This is a genomic window from Sneathiella sp. (assembly GCF_041689005.1).
Lineage (GTDB): Bacteria > Pseudomonadota > Alphaproteobacteria > Sneathiellales > Sneathiellaceae > Sneathiella.
This window is the reverse complement of the sequence record NZ_JBDNHC010000029.1, coordinates 36,952-50,802: the sequence shown is the minus strand read 5'-3', so window position 1 is coordinate 50,802 and position 13,851 is coordinate 36,952. Positions and strand designations below refer to the sequence as shown.

At 52.7% G+C, this 13,851-nt stretch carries 16 protein-coding genes; 8 read left to right on the top strand and 8 right to left on the bottom strand.

The features are described 5' to 3' along the window. The 3 genes from ACESNI_RS03780 to gpt all read right to left on the bottom strand — a co-directional run. Nucleotides 1-989 (bottom strand): chloride channel protein (locus tag ACESNI_RS03780; RefSeq protein WP_373085127.1); only part of this gene is annotated, 989 nt, incomplete at its 3' end. A gap of 101 nt (nucleotides 990-1,090) precedes the next feature. Then, entirely contained in the window at nucleotides 1,091-1,885 is a 795-nt protein-coding gene (gene otnI / locus ACESNI_RS03775; RefSeq protein WP_373085126.1) for a 2-oxo-tetronate isomerase, read from the bottom strand. A 5-nt stretch (nucleotides 1,886-1,890) separates the two neighbouring features. Continuing rightward, a complete protein-coding gene (gpt, locus tag ACESNI_RS03770; RefSeq protein WP_373085125.1) occupies nucleotides 1,891-2,391 on the bottom strand; it encodes a xanthine phosphoribosyltransferase in 501 nt (166 codons plus the stop codon). Nucleotides 2,392-2,520: 129 nt separating this feature from the next. On the opposite strand from gpt, the gene ACESNI_RS03765 reads away from it, so the two are divergent. Both ACESNI_RS03765 and ACESNI_RS03760 read left to right on the top strand, forming a co-directional pair. After that, nucleotides 2,521-2,766 carry a hypothetical protein gene (locus ACESNI_RS03765; RefSeq protein WP_373085124.1) on the top strand — a complete coding sequence of 82 codons (246 nt, stop codon included), beginning with the start codon at nucleotides 2,521-2,523 and terminating at the stop codon, nucleotides 2,764-2,766. A gap of 131 nt (nucleotides 2,767-2,897) precedes the next feature. Continuing rightward, nucleotides 2,898-3,590, top strand: a complete 693-nt coding sequence (locus ACESNI_RS03760; protein ID WP_373085123.1) for an NnrU family protein — start codon at nucleotides 2,898-2,900, stop codon at nucleotides 3,588-3,590. An 18-nt stretch (nucleotides 3,591-3,608) separates the two neighbouring features. Here ACESNI_RS03760 and ACESNI_RS03755 read toward each other — a convergent pair whose 3' ends face one another. Then, on the bottom strand, nucleotides 3,609-4,037 hold the full coding sequence (locus ACESNI_RS03755) for a PaaI family thioesterase (RefSeq protein WP_373085122.1): 429 nt from the start codon (nucleotides 4,035-4,037) through the stop codon (nucleotides 3,609-3,611). A gap of 52 nt (nucleotides 4,038-4,089) precedes the next feature. Beyond that, on the bottom strand, nucleotides 4,090-5,580 hold the full coding sequence (locus ACESNI_RS03750; protein WP_373085121.1) for an inorganic phosphate transporter: 1,491 nt from the start codon (nucleotides 5,578-5,580) through the stop codon (nucleotides 4,090-4,092). 210 nt (nucleotides 5,581-5,790) lie between these two features. Between ACESNI_RS03750 and ACESNI_RS03745 the strand changes: the two genes are divergently transcribed. Together ACESNI_RS03745 and ACESNI_RS03740 are read left to right on the top strand one after the other, a co-directional pair. Further along, the gene (locus tag ACESNI_RS03745; RefSeq protein ID WP_373085120.1) at nucleotides 5,791-6,966 is read left to right on the top strand and encodes a M20 aminoacylase family protein; all 1,176 of its coding nucleotides are present in this window, start codon (nucleotides 5,791-5,793) and stop codon (nucleotides 6,964-6,966) included. 149 nt (nucleotides 6,967-7,115) lie between these two features. After that, nucleotides 7,116-7,976, top strand: a complete 861-nt coding sequence (locus ACESNI_RS03740; protein ID WP_373085119.1) for an MBL fold metallo-hydrolase — start codon at nucleotides 7,116-7,118, stop codon at nucleotides 7,974-7,976. Between the two features lie 18 nt (nucleotides 7,977-7,994). Here ACESNI_RS03740 and ACESNI_RS03735 read toward each other — a convergent pair whose 3' ends face one another. After that, nucleotides 7,995-8,852 (bottom strand): LysR substrate-binding domain-containing protein, encoded by an 858-nt coding sequence (locus ACESNI_RS03735; protein WP_373085118.1) that lies wholly within the window; start codon nucleotides 8,850-8,852, stop codon nucleotides 7,995-7,997. Nucleotides 8,853-9,121: 269 nt separating this feature from the next. Here ACESNI_RS03735 and ACESNI_RS03730 point away from each other — a divergent pair, with 269 nt between their 5' ends. The 4 genes from ACESNI_RS03730 to ACESNI_RS03715 all read left to right on the top strand — a co-directional run bounded on the left by ACESNI_RS03730 (nucleotide 9,122) and on the right by ACESNI_RS03715 (nucleotide 11,712). Beyond that, complete coding sequence (locus tag ACESNI_RS03730; protein ID WP_373085117.1) at nucleotides 9,122-9,673, top strand: histidine phosphatase family protein; 552 nt, start codon at nucleotides 9,122-9,124, stop codon at nucleotides 9,671-9,673. A 59-nt stretch (nucleotides 9,674-9,732) separates the two neighbouring features. Continuing rightward, nucleotides 9,733-10,200: a MarR family winged helix-turn-helix transcriptional regulator gene (locus tag ACESNI_RS03725; RefSeq protein WP_373085116.1), complete on the top strand. Its 468-nt coding sequence runs from the start codon at nucleotides 9,733-9,735 to the stop codon at nucleotides 10,198-10,200. Between the two features lie 138 nt (nucleotides 10,201-10,338). Continuing rightward, nucleotides 10,339-10,890 (top strand): hypothetical protein, encoded by a 552-nt coding sequence (locus ACESNI_RS03720; RefSeq protein ID WP_373085115.1) that lies wholly within the window; start codon nucleotides 10,339-10,341, stop codon nucleotides 10,888-10,890. A gap of 42 nt (nucleotides 10,891-10,932) precedes the next feature. After that, nucleotides 10,933-11,712, top strand: a complete 780-nt coding sequence (locus tag ACESNI_RS03715; protein WP_373085113.1) for a class I SAM-dependent methyltransferase — start codon at nucleotides 10,933-10,935, stop codon at nucleotides 11,710-11,712. Nucleotides 11,713-11,761: 49 nt separating this feature from the next. Here the strand turns inward: ACESNI_RS03715 and ACESNI_RS03710 are convergent, their stop codons facing one another. Together ACESNI_RS03710 and ACESNI_RS03705 are read right to left on the bottom strand one after the other, a co-directional pair. After that, nucleotides 11,762-12,940 carry a VWA domain-containing protein gene (locus ACESNI_RS03710; protein ID WP_373085112.1) on the bottom strand — a complete coding sequence of 393 codons (1,179 nt, stop codon included), beginning with the start codon at nucleotides 12,938-12,940 and terminating at the stop codon, nucleotides 11,762-11,764. A gap of 13 nt (nucleotides 12,941-12,953) precedes the next feature. Continuing rightward, the gene (locus ACESNI_RS03705; RefSeq protein ID WP_373085111.1) at nucleotides 12,954-13,799 is read right to left on the bottom strand and encodes an AAA family ATPase; all 846 of its coding nucleotides are present in this window, start codon (nucleotides 13,797-13,799) and stop codon (nucleotides 12,954-12,956) included. Between the last annotated feature and the right edge of the window lie 52 nt (nucleotides 13,800-13,851).

Sequence of the window (13,851 nt, the reverse complement as noted above, 5' to 3'; positions counted from 1 at the left end):
ATTGTCTTCATCACGATCAATATCAGCAACAGCATCAACGGGTAATTCCCTTTGAGGGCGGTATCCGTTGCCTCATAGCCGACGCCGATTATCTGTGGAAATAAAATGGCGATCCCGCCGAGGACGAGCCCCCCCGCCGCCGGCCTGAGCACCTCCGGAATATGAAACCGGTCAATGGTTTCCTCGGCGAAAGTGATGCTCCAGATGAAGATCAGCGAAACCAACGCGGCGACGGCCCCCAGCAGCGCAATCGCCGGAAACTCCCAAAGCGAGACAATGTCATAATGTGGAATGATGAAAGCGGGAAAATCGCCGACATAGGCCCGGCTGATGACTGTACCGATGACCGAGGCGATGACAATCGGGGCAAAGGCCTGTGTCGCCAGCGAGCCGACGACGACCTCGAGCGCGAAAAACATCCCGGCAATCGGCGCGTTGAACGAGGCCGCCACCCCGGACGCGACACCGCAGGCAATCAAAGTCAGGTAATAGCGGGAGGGCAGGCGCAACCGCTGGCCGAGCTGGCTGGCGATCAGGGCGCAGAAATGAACGACGGGGCCTTCCCGGCCACTCGATCCGCCGCTACCAAGGGTCAGGGCGCTGACGAAAACAGCGCCGAGACCGGGTAAGAGTTTCATCTTCCCGCGATTGACGATCACGGCCTCCATGACATCGGCAACGCCCTCGGCGCGACCTTTGGGCAAGACAAATTTCCAGAACAGGCCGACGATCAAACCGCCAATCACCGGAATGATCATGATTTGCCACCACGGCAGACTGTCAATGCCCCCCAGAATATCGTGACTGCCGTAGCCGTAAAAAAATTTCTGAATTTCGCTGATGGCCAACCGGAAGCCGACCGCGCCGTATCCGGAAAGAAGCCCGATGGCAATGGCGCAGGCGACCAGTTTGACCGGCATGCTGTTTGTGGCACTTCGGATCGGATTAAGTATTTTGTCCCCGGTACGGGAGAGTTTGGTGAAGGCCATGGTTTAGCCGAGGGTCCAGTAGACTGATATAGACAGATGATTTTACTTCTGTTTTTCAGGTGTAACGCTAATGGGCTTAAGTTTCAATGATTTGAATTCTGTTAGGCTTGGCGGAGAAGATAGTCACGGGCCCATCCCAGTGTCTCAGAGGTGCCGATTGAGGGCTTGTATTCACAGCCGATCCAGTTGTCATACCCACTCTCGATCAGCATATCAAAGACATAGGGGTAGTTGATCTCGCCGTTGTCCGGCTCGAACCGGTGCGGAGGGTTGGCAATCTGGATATGGCCGATCAGCGGCGCAACGGCTTGGTATTGCAGGCAGATATCGCCGTCGGTCCTCTGGACGTGATACATATCAAACTGGAGCTTGAGATTCGGGTGATTGATCTCCTCGATCAGACCCGCGGCCATGGTGACGTTCGTAAGGAAGAACCCGGGCATATCCTTGATGTTGATTGGCTCGATCAGGGCGGTGACCCCATGTTTCGCGCATTCCGTCGCGGCAGCGGCAAGGTTTTCCCGGTAAATGTCCGTTTGTGTTTCACGTGAAACTTTTTCGTCGCAGAGCCCGGCCATCACATGCAGCCGCGTGCAGCCGAGAGCGCCCGCATAGTCGAGCGCCTGATCGAGCGTTTTCCTGAATTCCTGCGATCGTCCGGGAAGACTTGCAAGCCCGCGCTCCCCCTTGTCCCAGTCGCCGGGCCAGACATTGAACAACACCTGTGCGAGGCCGTTATCATCCAGCCGTTGTTTCAATTCCGAGGGCTCCCAGTCATAGGGGAAAAGATATTCGACCCCCTGAAATCCATCCCGCGCCGCCGCCGCAAAACGCTCCGGAAACGGGATGTCCTGATACAGGAAGCTGAGATTGGCAGCGAATTTCAGGCGTGGCATATTTGCTATCCTCTTATCCGGGTTTCCTCGACAATTGGTTTGACGAAGGACGGGGCCTGATCCCAGGGAAACAGGATCCAGGTGTCCTGACTGACCTCGGTGATAAAGGTGTCGACCTGATCCAGTCCCTTGGGTTTCGCATAAATCGTTGCGAAATGGGCATTTGGGATCATTTTTCGCACATGCCGCGCGGTAATGCCGCTGTCCACCAGGTCATCGACAATCACCCATCCTTCACCGCCGTCGGGCAGCTCGATTCCCTTCACAAGGTTTACCTCGCCCACAGATTTATCATCGCGATAGGCAGAGATGCAGACCGTGTCGATATGGCGGATATCGAGTTCGCGGGCGACGATGGCCGCGGGCACGAGCCCGCCGCGTGTCACCGCGATCACCCCTTTAAATGGTGCCTTTTCCATAAGCCGCCAGGCCAGTGCCCGCCCGTTCCGGTGAAGCTCCTCCCAGGAGACAGGAAAGTACTTCGTATAATCGGCGTTTTCTGCCATCGCGTCTATTTCCCCCAATTGATACCAGAAGATATTTTTACCCTGCCGCCCCGTAGAATAAAAGCTTCCTTTTCGACATCGGGCCGATGATGCTTTTAACCGGTTATGATATCGGGTAACATTGGTGTCATGGCCGTAAAAACCCCCACCATCGCACAGCTCAAATATCTGAGGCTTGGACGTTTTCAACCGGGCGGAAAACTTCCGTTATTTGATGCCGACGGCCAGCAAATCAGCTCGGTCGTAATAAACAGCTGCCTCCGCAAGGGATGGGTGCGTCACTGGTTCGCCAACCCGATCAAGCCGGACTGGGTGGTTTGCAAGCTGACGAATGAAGGCCTTAAAACCGTTGATAAATATCCGGACCGCCACTGAATTAGACCCCGTTGGCGATTTTTTGTGACGGCGGTCGCAAGAAGGTTCGCGCCCACTTTTCGATCTTTATTTAAATGCCGGATTAATGGCAAACTCCTCGCATCCTATCTTTTCAATCGGGAGGCAAGAAAATGACAGGCACCCTAACCGAGCTTATATTGGCCATGCTGGCGTTCCTCGCAATCCATATCATTCCGTCCAGCTTTCTGCGCGAGCGTATGATCGGGCGGATCGGCATGGGCGGCTATATGGCGTTCTTCAATATCCTGTCGATCGTCGTTTTTGTCTGGTTGATTTTTGCCTACAGTGCCACGTCGACCGGCGAAAGATATTGGGATCCGGGCAATGCCGGGCGGTATATCGGGATTGTCCTGATGCTGATTTCCTCAATTTTTTTCGTCTCCTCCTATACCAGCCCCAATCCTACCGTTATCGGCGGGGCCAGGCTGCTGGAGAAGGAAAGCGCCTATCGCGGTATTAATGCGATTACCCGCCATCCATTGATGTGGGCAATTACGCTCTGGTCGATAGTGCATCTGATCAATAATGGCGACAGCAGCGGGCTTGTGTTCTTCGGCGGGCTCGGGCTTTTGGCGCTTTGTGGCACCTTCCTGATTGACGCCAAGAAGGGGCGGCAACTGGGAGAGGGATGGAATGTCTATAAGGCCCGTACCTCCAACATACCGTTCCTGGCACTGATCGAGGGGCGGGCGAAGCTGTCGCTGAAGCCGTTATGGTGGCGGATATTGCTGGGACTCGTCCTGTTTTTTGTCCTTTTTCACTTCCATGCCTTCATATTTGGAGGATCGCCAGCGCCCTATTAGGGCCGCGTTGCGATGCCTCTAAAAAATGGCGCAGGTCGTGTTGCCCGTTGCGTAGAGCTTGCCGTCCTCGCCAATCAGGCGGCCTTCCGATGTCGCAATCTTGCGGCCTTTATGGACGACTTCCGCCGTTGCCGTCACGGTTCCCATGCCGGGCTTCATCGCCCGTAGATATTTAATATTCAGATCGATTGTCGTATAACTCTCGCCCGGCTCCAGAACCGTGTGAATGCAACAGCCGAGGGCCGAATCAAGAAGTGTCGCCGCATAGCCGCCATGGACAGTTCCGATGGGGTTGAGATGATTTTCGGCGGGACGGCCTTTAAAGACGGCTTTACCCGGAGAAATTTCGACAAGGTCGAAATCCAGCGTTTTTGAAATGGGGGGAGGTGTGCCATTGTCAATCAGGCTTTGCATCTGTTGAAGTCCGGTCATGTCATTTTTAGCCATTTTACAGCTCCTGTCTTTTGGTCGTCATGTTCATATTCAACATCAACTTACCTCATCGGGCAAAATAGGAAATCAGCAGGAATATTCCGGCGGCGAGCAACGCGGCGCATGGAACCGTGATGATCCAGGCGGCGACGATGGTCATAAGATGCGAGCGGCGGACAAGTTTCTTGCGGCGGTTGTTGGAGACGTCTTCGTCTGTCTCCGGCAGGTTGCTGTCGGGATGTATTTTTTCTTCCTGCAAGGTCGCCCGCATCTTCCTTGCCCGTCTTTCCGTGTCCCATTCCCGGAAAAACCCGACCCCGAAAACCGCCCCCACGGCGATATGAGTTGAACTGACAGGGAGACCAAAAGCCGAGGCGATCAATACGGTGATCCCGGCCGATAGCGCAACGCAATAGGCGCGCATCGGGTTCATCTTGGTGATCTGCTCGCCGACCGTGCGGATCAATTTGGGGCCGAACAGGAAAAGACCAGCACTGATGCCTGCCGCGCCGATCAACATCACCCAGAGCGGGATGCCGACCTTGACCCCGATATCGCCGGTGGTTGAGGTGCCGACGATTGCCGCCAGAGGGCCGACGGCATTGGCCACGTCATTGGCTCCATGGGCGAAGGAGAGAAGCGCCGCGGAGCAGATAAGCGGGATGGAAAACAGGGCGCGGACGGATTTATTGCGATTCTCCATGCCGACTGCAGCTTTGTGGATGATCGGCCGGACGATTGCGAAGGTGATGGCAAAGAAGGCGAGGGCAAGGAGGAACACCGTGGTGGCATCCGGCTGCCATAGGCGTTTCAGGCCCTTGGTTACGAGATAGGCGGAGAATACGCCCGCCATGACGGCGACCAGCAGCGGAACCCAGCGCTTGGACGCAGCAACCTTGTCCTCGCGATAAATAATGTTGAATTTGATAAAGGCAAGAAACAGGGCGGCGATCCCACCGCCCATAACCGGAGAGATTACCCAACTGGCGGCAATGGCGCTCATCCTGTCCCAATGCACGACGTCAAATCCGGCGGCGGCGATACCGGCCCCCATGACGCCGCCGACAACCGCATGGGTCGTCGACACCGGGGCGCCCACCCAGGTGGCGATATTAACCCAGAGCGCGGCGGCAAAAAGGGCTGACATCATTGCCCAGATAAAGACCTGGCTGCTCTGCATGGCGGCGGGATCGATAATGCCTTTCTGAATGGTATTGACGACGTCGCCGCCGGCAAGAATGGCACCCGCCGCCTCAAATACCGCGGCGATGATAAGCGCGCCGAGCATTGTCAACGCCCGGGATCCGACCGCCGGCCCGACATTGTTGGCAACATCATTTGCGCCGATGTTGAGCGCCATGTAGCCGCCAATGATAGCGGCGATGATGATCAGGACCGAATGTTCCCCGGATGTGGTGATGCTTGCTGAAAACGCCCAGACGATCAGCAGGAACAAGACAGCCAGCGCCAGCGCTTTATAGCCGCCGCTGGATTTCAACGCCTCGATTTCAATTTTCTCGATGCGGCCAAGGTCTTTATCGAGTGTTTGCTTCACCATGCTGTTATCCGTGCCTGCGTTTTTTGATGCGACATAAATCTGTCATAGAAACTTCCTGCTTACTAGTCTACGCAGGCCCATAAGAAAAGGATATTTCTACCGGGCAGGTGATGGGAATTTCTCATCCTGCTTTTATTTACAGCACCACCTGTGGTAGGCTGAGACCAGAATAAACAGACGGATCTGCATCCGCCCTTAAGGAACAGAAAAATGAAAATACTTCCGGAACTGAAAGACCTGCATAAAGAAATGACCGAGTGGCGCCATCGTATCCATAAGCATCCGGAAACAGCGTTTGAAGAATATGAAACCTCTGATTTCGTGGCTGAAAAGCTGGAAAGTTTCGGGATAGAAGTTCATCGGGGACTCGGAAAAACCGGGGTTGTGGGCACCTTGACCCAAGGCAGCGGCAATCGGGCGATTGGCCTGCGCGCGGACATGGACGCCCTTGACCTTCAGGAACTGAATGAGTTTGATTATCGCTCTGAGGTCGACGGCAAGATGCATGGCTGCGGACATGACGGTCATACGGTCATGCTGCTGGGCGCCGCGAAACATCTGGCGGCGACAAAGAATTTTGATGGAACGGTCCGCTTCATTTTTCAGCCGGCAGAAGAAAATGTCGCGGGCGGTCGGGTTATGATCAGCGACGGCTTGTTCGAGAAATTTCCCGTCGACAGCGTTTACGGCATGCATAACATGCCCGGGCATACCGTTGGCACCTTTGCGGTGCGCAAGGGGCCGATCATGGCGTCCGCCGATTTTTTCGAGGCGCGAATCATCGGGAACGGCGGCCATGGTGCCTTTCCGCATCTCGCCACCGATCCGATTGTCATTGCCGCGGAGATCATTCAGGCCTGGCAGACGATTGTCAGCCGCAATGTCGATCCGCTTCATTCCGCCGTTATTACAGTTGCGCAGATTCATGGTGGCCATACCGGCAACGTCATTCCGGCGGAAGTTGTGATGGCCGGGACAACCCGCGCCTTCGATCCCGATATCCAGAGTATGATCGAACAGCGGATGCGGCAGTTGGTCGTCGGAATTGCCGAAGCCCATGGTGCGAAGGCCGAATTCACATATGATCGCCGGTACGCGCCGACTATCAACACCGCCGATGAAACGGATGAGGCCATAGCCGCCGCCGTGGATCTGGTTGGCGACGAGGGCGTGAACAAGGATGTGACGCCGGTAATGGGCGCGGAAGATTTCTCCTGGATGCTTAAGGAGCGTCCCGGCTGCTACATCATGATTGCCAATGGCGCCGGCGAAGGCAGTTGCCATGTCCATAACCCGAATTACGACTTTAATGATGAAATTCTGCCCCTCGGCGCTAATTATTGGGTACAGCTGACAGAACGGATTCTCGGACCGGAAGTATCGTAAACGGGGATTACGCAGGAAATGTGGTCAATTCTGGGCAACTTTTCGTGATGCCGATTACAATATGGCCGGATTTATGTTGGTGTTAGTCGGTTCTACAGACACATTCAGTATGTAAGATCGTTCTCAGATAGGAAGTGATACATATTGAAATGAGTATGCGTGTAAAATTCTGGGGTGTGCGGGGATCGATCGCAACACCCTCTGCCGACCATATGAAATATGGTGGCAATACCTCCTGCGTGGAAGTGATTGTTAATGATCGCATTATCATTCTGGATGCCGGGACAGGTGTGAGATTGCTTGGCGAATGTCTGATGGACAGGGGATTGAAAGATTACCTGTTTCTTCAGTCCCATACTCATTGGGACCATATCAACGGTTTCCCATTCTTCAGCCCGGTATATCGCAGCGATGTTAATATCAAGATCATGGCGGGCCATCTAAGTGAGGCTGGCGGCATCAAGAAGGTCCTCTCCTCGCAGATGTGCCATCCGACCTTTCCTGTGCCCTTCGCCGAACTCGCGGCGAATTTGAACTTTACAGATTTCAAGGCGGGCAATTCCTTTTCCCTCGATAATGACATTTTCGTCCGGACAGCCCCATTGCGGCATCCCGACGGTGGCACCGGCTACCGGATAGACGCAGGCGGAAGATCGCTTTGCTATATTACGGATACCGAGCATATCATTGGCCATCCCGATAAAAATATTCTCGACCTGATCGAGGGCGCGGATCTGGTGATTTACGATGCGACCTATACGGATGAAGAATATCCAAAATTTGCCGGGTGGGGACATTCAACCTGGCAGGAGGGCGTTCGGCTCTGCAAGGCGGCGAATGTGGGACAGCTGGCGATATTCCATCATGACCCGTCTCATAATGATGATTTTATGGATGAGGTCGCGAAGAATGCGAAAAACGCCTGGCCGAATACTTTTGTCGCCCAGGAAGGAACAACTGTGGAAGTTGTTAAGTCAGATAGACTGAAAAACGTTTCTCTCGCATATTAATAGCGCAAATAAGTCGCGTTAATGAGCGGCAGCGACCGTAAAAAAACTCGATATGAGACGCGAGTGCTGAACCTCTTTCAGGCAGGTTAGATAAATCGACTCCTTCAGATTTGCATCCTCTATATCAAGTAGATGGATACGGCTGTCTGCTACGGCTTCCTGCTCGGTGAACAACGAAACTCCCAAATTATGGGCAACCGCCTCTCGCCTGATTTCCTTGCTTTCAAGCCTCATAATTCTAGCTGGATCATGATCCAGCTTATGTGACCAGTGACCCGATGCGGCGTCCATGCCATCTTCAAACGGATAAACAAGCCTCAGATCCTTAATATCCCCCAATGAGCCGGATTGTTTGATCGCCCAAGGATGGTTGATGGAGACGGCAAGTTTCAAAGGGGCGTCCCCGAGCTTCAGGCTGAAAAACCTCTTGTCTTTCGAAGGGGCTTCGCTAATGGCAATATCGGATTGAAAATCGAGAATCCGATTTTCCAACTGCCGACTATTTGTGGCCGTGAAAGACAGGTGAATGGCTGGATATTTTTCCTGAAATGCTGCGAGAAGCGGGAATGATTGCAACGATGAGGTTGCCGTTATCTTCAATTCCCCTATTTCCAGCTTATCAAGAGACGACAGCAGACTATGGGCTTCATTCTCGAGATTAAATATTCTTTTCGATAAACTCAGGAGCATCCTGCCCGCGGCCGTGATTTCGGTCCGTCGTCCTCGCCGCACGAATAATTTTGTGTTGTAAACCTGTTCCAGCGCCTGAACTTGCAGCGTGATTGCTGGCTGGGTAAGACCCAAAGTTTTAGCGGCGGCAGAAAAGCCTCCATTTTCGGCCACGGCGTGAAACGCTTTTAATTGTGCATGGTTCATTCGCTATTTTTCCACTACGGTCATATTGCGATAAAGCACCTCTGCATCACTTCAATAGTGTGTTAAACTATTGTTATTGACGCATAGGTTATAAATAGACAGCTGTCAATTGAAATTTATTGTTGCTATACACTGATAGATAGTATTATTTTTTTACTTACCTATTATTATCAATCAGAAGGATATTTATCTCTATTCTACGATATATATTTCAATGTAAAGATATTTACCCGTGAACATTACCACATTTAAATAAAAAGGGAACATTTGTGAGTATAAATATTTATCTTTTGCGGCATGGAGAGGCGGCGAGTTCCTGGGAAAACGAGCTGGACCCTGGCCTCAGTCTGCGCGGACATGAGCAGGCACGCGTTGCCGCAAGCCGTTTTCAGACTGAAGCAGCTGTCGCGCTTTTCAGCAGCCCCCTTAGAAGAACCCGCGAAACGAGCCAGCCGTTCGGAGACATATGGGGTCAGGGCATTGAAATTGCTCCAGAATTATCGGAAGTACCATCGGCGGGAGTGGATTTTGGCGATCGTCGACGCTGGCTTACCCACGTGCTTGAAGGGAACTGGCCGGATCAGTCACCGGATTTGCAGGTATGGCGCGCCACTATTCTCGATTTTGCAAAACGGCAGACAAGGGATGCCATTTTCGTCACTCACTTTGTTGTGATCAATGCCATTGTCGGGGCAATTGAGAAGAGTGACAAGTTGGTGGTATTCCGCCCCGATCATTGTTCGGTGACAAAGATCCGGCTCCAGAACGGAGAATTGAGCATGATTGAAAAAGGGGCCGAAGCTGTTACAGTCGTGAAATAAAGTTTCCCGGTGATTGCTGTTTTTCAGGCCGGGCCGGCAAGCTGACCTAAAGGGAAGACATGAAATTTGAACCTGATTTGACGAATGCCAGGCCCTCAGATGTGAAAAAGATAGAGAATTATAGGGTAGAGGCGCAAATAGGGCATTTGTTACGCCGCGCCCATCAGAAGGCCAGCGCGATATTCCAATCGCATATGGGGCATGAACAGATCACGCCGACTCAATTTGCGGCCCTGGCCAAACTGAAGGATGAAGGCGAATTATCGCAAAATCATCTCGGCCGGTTGACGGCAATGGACCCGGCAACCATTCTGGGCGTTATCCGCCGTCTCAGAGACCGGGGTTTAATCCAGACTCGCCCCGACGAGTCCGACCGTCGGCGAACATTGCTCTGCCTGTCATCAGCCGGGCTGGAATTGACGAATGATCTCATTCCTCATGGAATTGAGCTGTCGGAGGAAACCCTGGCCACCCTCACGCCCGAAGAGCAGGAACAGGTTATCGAGCTGCTCAAGAAGATTAGTTAGCAATTTCCGTCCGGTACAGATCCGGGGGTTCAAGGGGGCGGATTTCCGCTAAACGCAAATCGCTTCACAATCGGATACCCGCGCTTTCACAAAATGGGTATAAATAGGCAGAAACATCGGGAAAAGGGTTGTAGCGGCATGCATTGGGCGATTGAACATCTGCTCGTCGGGAGGACGGATCGGCAGACAATATCGAAATATGCGAGAGGGATGGACAAATATCTGGGGCTCCTGCTGACGGTTTCTGCGGCATTGCTCGGACTGGCGGTCTCAGAACCGATAGTCACTACCAACGCGCTTTTAGGGCTTGACGGCACTTACTCCGTATTAAGTGGAATGGTGGCATTACTGGAGGCGGGGCAGGGCGCCGCGGCCGTCATGACGTTGGCCGTCACCCTGTTGCTCCCGGTCTTCCTGCTCTCAACCGCGTTTGATCTTTGGTACAAGCATGAATTGGCGGACCCTAAATTTCTTCGAAAAGCCAAGCTGTTGAAACAGCTTGGCAATTTCTGGTTCATCGCCGTTGGCTCGGTCCTCGCCGCAATTTACTTCATTCAACGGGCGCCGGACAGCTTTCTTCATTTTGCCATCCTCTATCTTTTGGTGGCTGTTACCCTCTCGAAGCTGGTGTTGCTTCGATTGCTTCCAATGATCAACGCCGTTAAATTTGTCAATGATACGGGAAATTAATCAATGTCTGGCATTTTGTCGAAATAACGTAAGAGGGCGCTGATGCTACAATTTATTTTTACGAAAACCGAACGTTACCCTGGGCTGGAGGTTGAGCACAATCAATTTCAGAGAAATGTGCAAACCTTGATCGTCAATTTCAAATATCGCGGGTTCTGGCGGACCATATTAGGGGTCTTGGCGATTATTTGCGCGAAAGTGGGGCTTCCTGTTTTAGAGGAATACCGGTTTTTTAAGCAAAATAGGCGCGAGAGTGGCCTCGACACGGATGGGATTGTTGAGTTGGATGAGCTGGATATTCCTGATGGAATGCGATCCTCTGCCAGCCGGTATGAGGCGGCGTCGGATTTTGAATTCCGCCATGTTCTGGAAAAGCTTCATATCGACTATCCTGCCTATAACTTTATCGACTACGGCTCCGGCAAAGGGGCGATTCATGCCGCAGCGGCGCGTTATCCTTTCAAGTCGGTGTCGGGCGTCGAATTAAGCGGCGAGATGCATCAGATCGCATTGCGGAATATTGAGACGGTGAAACAGCAGGACAGGGTTCGTGCCGCATCTCTCACTTCTGTTCACGGAGATGCAACAAGCTATGCTTTGCCCCCGTGTCCCCATGTCATTTATGTTTTTAATGCCTTCGGCGCGGACGTATTGCAAGCCGTGCTTGACGGGATTTCGGCCGATCTTGCGGATGTACGGGAGCCGATATATTTTCTATATAACAACCCGATGCACCACAAACTGCTAGACATGAACCCGGACTATACCAAGCTATGGAACGCCTTCGGCGGCAAATGGATGGTATTTGCGAAAATGAAATAGTAGGCGCGGCTTTTCTGTCAATATAAATTATAAACCGGTTAATTTATATTTATCGGTTTAGTTCTTTCATCGCCCCTTCAAGGCCGCCGATGGTGAGCGGGAACATGCGATCGGTCATCAACTGCTTCATCATCTGTACCGACGGGGTGTAATCCCAGTATTTCTCAGGTACCGGATTAAGCCAGACCGCTTTATGATAGATATTCAGCACCCGTTCCATCCACGCCTGTCCCGCTTCCTCGTTCCAATGCTCGACACTGCCGCCGGCATAGGCAATCTCATAGGGGCTCATGGTGGCATCGCCGACAATGATCAGCTTATAGTCGGCGGGGTAGGTATGCAGCACATCCCAGGTTGGCATGAAAGACGTATGACGGCGGCTGTTCTGCTTCCACAGTTTTTCATAAATACAATTATGGAAATAATAGAATTCGAGATGCTTGAACTCGCTGCGGGCTGCGGAGAAAAGCTCCTCACAGGCCTTGATATGGTCGTCCATAGAGCCGCCGATATCGAACAGGATCAGCACCTTGACGGTATTGTGCCGCTCGGGACGCATCTTAAGATCAAGAAAGCCGGCGTTGCGCGCCGTTGAGCGGATGGTGTCGTCGAGATCAAGTTCCTCGGCCGCGCCCTCGCGGGCAAACTGGCGAAGGCGTTTCATCGCGACCTTGATATTGCGGGTGCCAAGCTCGACACTGTCATCGAGGTTCTTATATTCGCGCTTGTCCCAGACCTTGACCGCCCGGCGGTTACGGCTTTCCTTCTGTCCGATCCGGACACCCTCCGGATTATAGCCATAGGCGCCAAAGGGGGACCGGCCGGCAGTGCCAATCCATTTATTGCCACCCTGATGCCGTTTTTCCTGTTCCTTCAGGCGCTCCTGCAGGGTTTCCATGAGCTTCTCCCAGCCGCCCAAGGCTTCGACTTGTGCCTTTTCCTCGTCAGTCAGGGAGAGTTCTGCAAGCTTTTTCAGCCATTCATCCGGAATTTCCACCGTCTGGTCATCGGCAATAAACTCGATGCCGTTGAAGCAATGGCCGAACACCTGATCGAACTTGTCGAGATTCTTTTCATCCTTCACCAGCGTCGTGCGGGCGAGATAATAAAAATCATTCACCGAATATTCCGCGCATCCCGCCTTCAACGCCTCAATCAGCGTCATATACTCAAGCAGGCTGACCGGAACTTGCGCTTCTTTCAGGGTGAAAAAGAATTTAGTGAACATAAGCGCTCTCCGCCTATCGTTGCTCACGCCGGGACAGGAACGCCAGCCGTTCGAACAGATGGACATCCTGCTCGTTCTTCAGCAGGGCACCATGTAGCGGCGGGATCAGCTTGGAAGGGTCTTTTGATTTCAGGACATCCTCCGGCAAATCTTCGCTCATCAGCAGCTTCAGCCAGTCGAGCAGCTCGCTGGTCGAGGGCTTTTTCTTCAAACCGGGGGTCTCACGTACATCGAAAAAGACCTTGAGGGCGTCGCGGACAAGCTCGCGCTTGGCATCCGGATGATGGACATCGATGATCTTCTCCATAGTCTCTTTGTCGGGGAAGGAGATATAATGGAAAAAGCAGCGCCTGAGAAAGGCATCAGGCAGTTCTTTTTCGTTGTTAGAGGTAATGATCACCAGCGGTCGGTTCTTGGCTTTAATCGTTTGCTGAGTCTCGTAGACAAAGAATTCCATACGATCAAGTTCCTGCAGCAAGTCATTCGGAAACTCGATATCGGCCTTGTCAATTTCATCGATAAGCAGGACGGGGCTCTCCTCCGCAGTGAAAGCCTCCCACATCTTGCCGGGCCGGATATAGTTGGAGATATCATGGACCTTGTCGTCGCCGAGTTGCGAATCGCGCAGGCGCGAGACGGCATCATACTCATACAGGCCCTGCTGCGCCTTTGTCGTTGATTTGATATTCCATTCAATGAACCGTTTGCCGAGGGCGCTGGCGACTTCCTGTGCCAGAACCGTTTTGCCGGTCCCTGGTTCCCCTTTAATCAACAGCGGCCGCTCCAGCGTGAGAGCGGCATTGACCGCAATCATCAGATCTTCGGTCGCAACATATGTATCAGTGCCTTTAAATTTCATGCCGTATTCTCAATTTCTTTATTTTTATTTCTGTTTCTATCGGGACGCGCTG

What these genes read in the sequence shown, in the direction of transcription:
- otnI (WP_373085126.1), bottom strand. Translation starts at nt 1,885, where the DNA reads ATGCCACGCCTGAAATTCGCTGCCAATCTCAGCTTCCTGTATCAGGAC.
- gpt (WP_373085125.1), bottom strand. Translation starts at nt 2,391, where the DNA reads ATGGCAGAAAACGCCGATTATACGAAGTACTTTCCTGTCTCCTGGGAG.
- ACESNI_RS03765 (WP_373085124.1), top strand. Translation starts at nt 2,521, where the DNA reads ATGGCCGTAAAAACCCCCACCATCGCACAGCTCAAATATCTGAGGCTT.
- ACESNI_RS03760 (WP_373085123.1), top strand. Translation starts at nt 2,898, where the DNA reads ATGACAGGCACCCTAACCGAGCTTATATTGGCCATGCTGGCGTTCCTC.
- ACESNI_RS03755 (WP_373085122.1), bottom strand. Translation starts at nt 4,037, where the DNA reads ATGGCTAAAAATGACATGACCGGACTTCAACAGATGCAAAGCCTGATT.
- ACESNI_RS03750 (WP_373085121.1), bottom strand. Translation starts at nt 5,580, where the DNA reads ATGGTGAAGCAAACACTCGATAAAGACCTTGGCCGCATCGAGAAAATT.
- ACESNI_RS03745 (WP_373085120.1), top strand. Translation starts at nt 5,791, where the DNA reads ATGAAAATACTTCCGGAACTGAAAGACCTGCATAAAGAAATGACCGAG.
- ACESNI_RS03740 (WP_373085119.1), top strand. Translation starts at nt 7,116, where the DNA reads ATGAGTATGCGTGTAAAATTCTGGGGTGTGCGGGGATCGATCGCAACA.
- ACESNI_RS03735 (WP_373085118.1), bottom strand. Translation starts at nt 8,852, where the DNA reads ATGAACCATGCACAATTAAAAGCGTTTCACGCCGTGGCCGAAAATGGA.
- ACESNI_RS03725 (WP_373085116.1), top strand. Translation starts at nt 9,733, where the DNA reads ATGAAATTTGAACCTGATTTGACGAATGCCAGGCCCTCAGATGTGAAA.
- ACESNI_RS03720 (WP_373085115.1), top strand. Translation starts at nt 10,339, where the DNA reads ATGCATTGGGCGATTGAACATCTGCTCGTCGGGAGGACGGATCGGCAG.
- ACESNI_RS03715 (WP_373085113.1), top strand. Translation starts at nt 10,933, where the DNA reads ATGCTACAATTTATTTTTACGAAAACCGAACGTTACCCTGGGCTGGAG.
- ACESNI_RS03710 (WP_373085112.1), bottom strand. Translation starts at nt 12,940, where the DNA reads ATGTTCACTAAATTCTTTTTCACCCTGAAAGAAGCGCAAGTTCCGGTC.
- ACESNI_RS03705 (WP_373085111.1), bottom strand. Translation starts at nt 13,799, where the DNA reads ATGAAATTTAAAGGCACTGATACATATGTTGCGACCGAAGATCTGATG.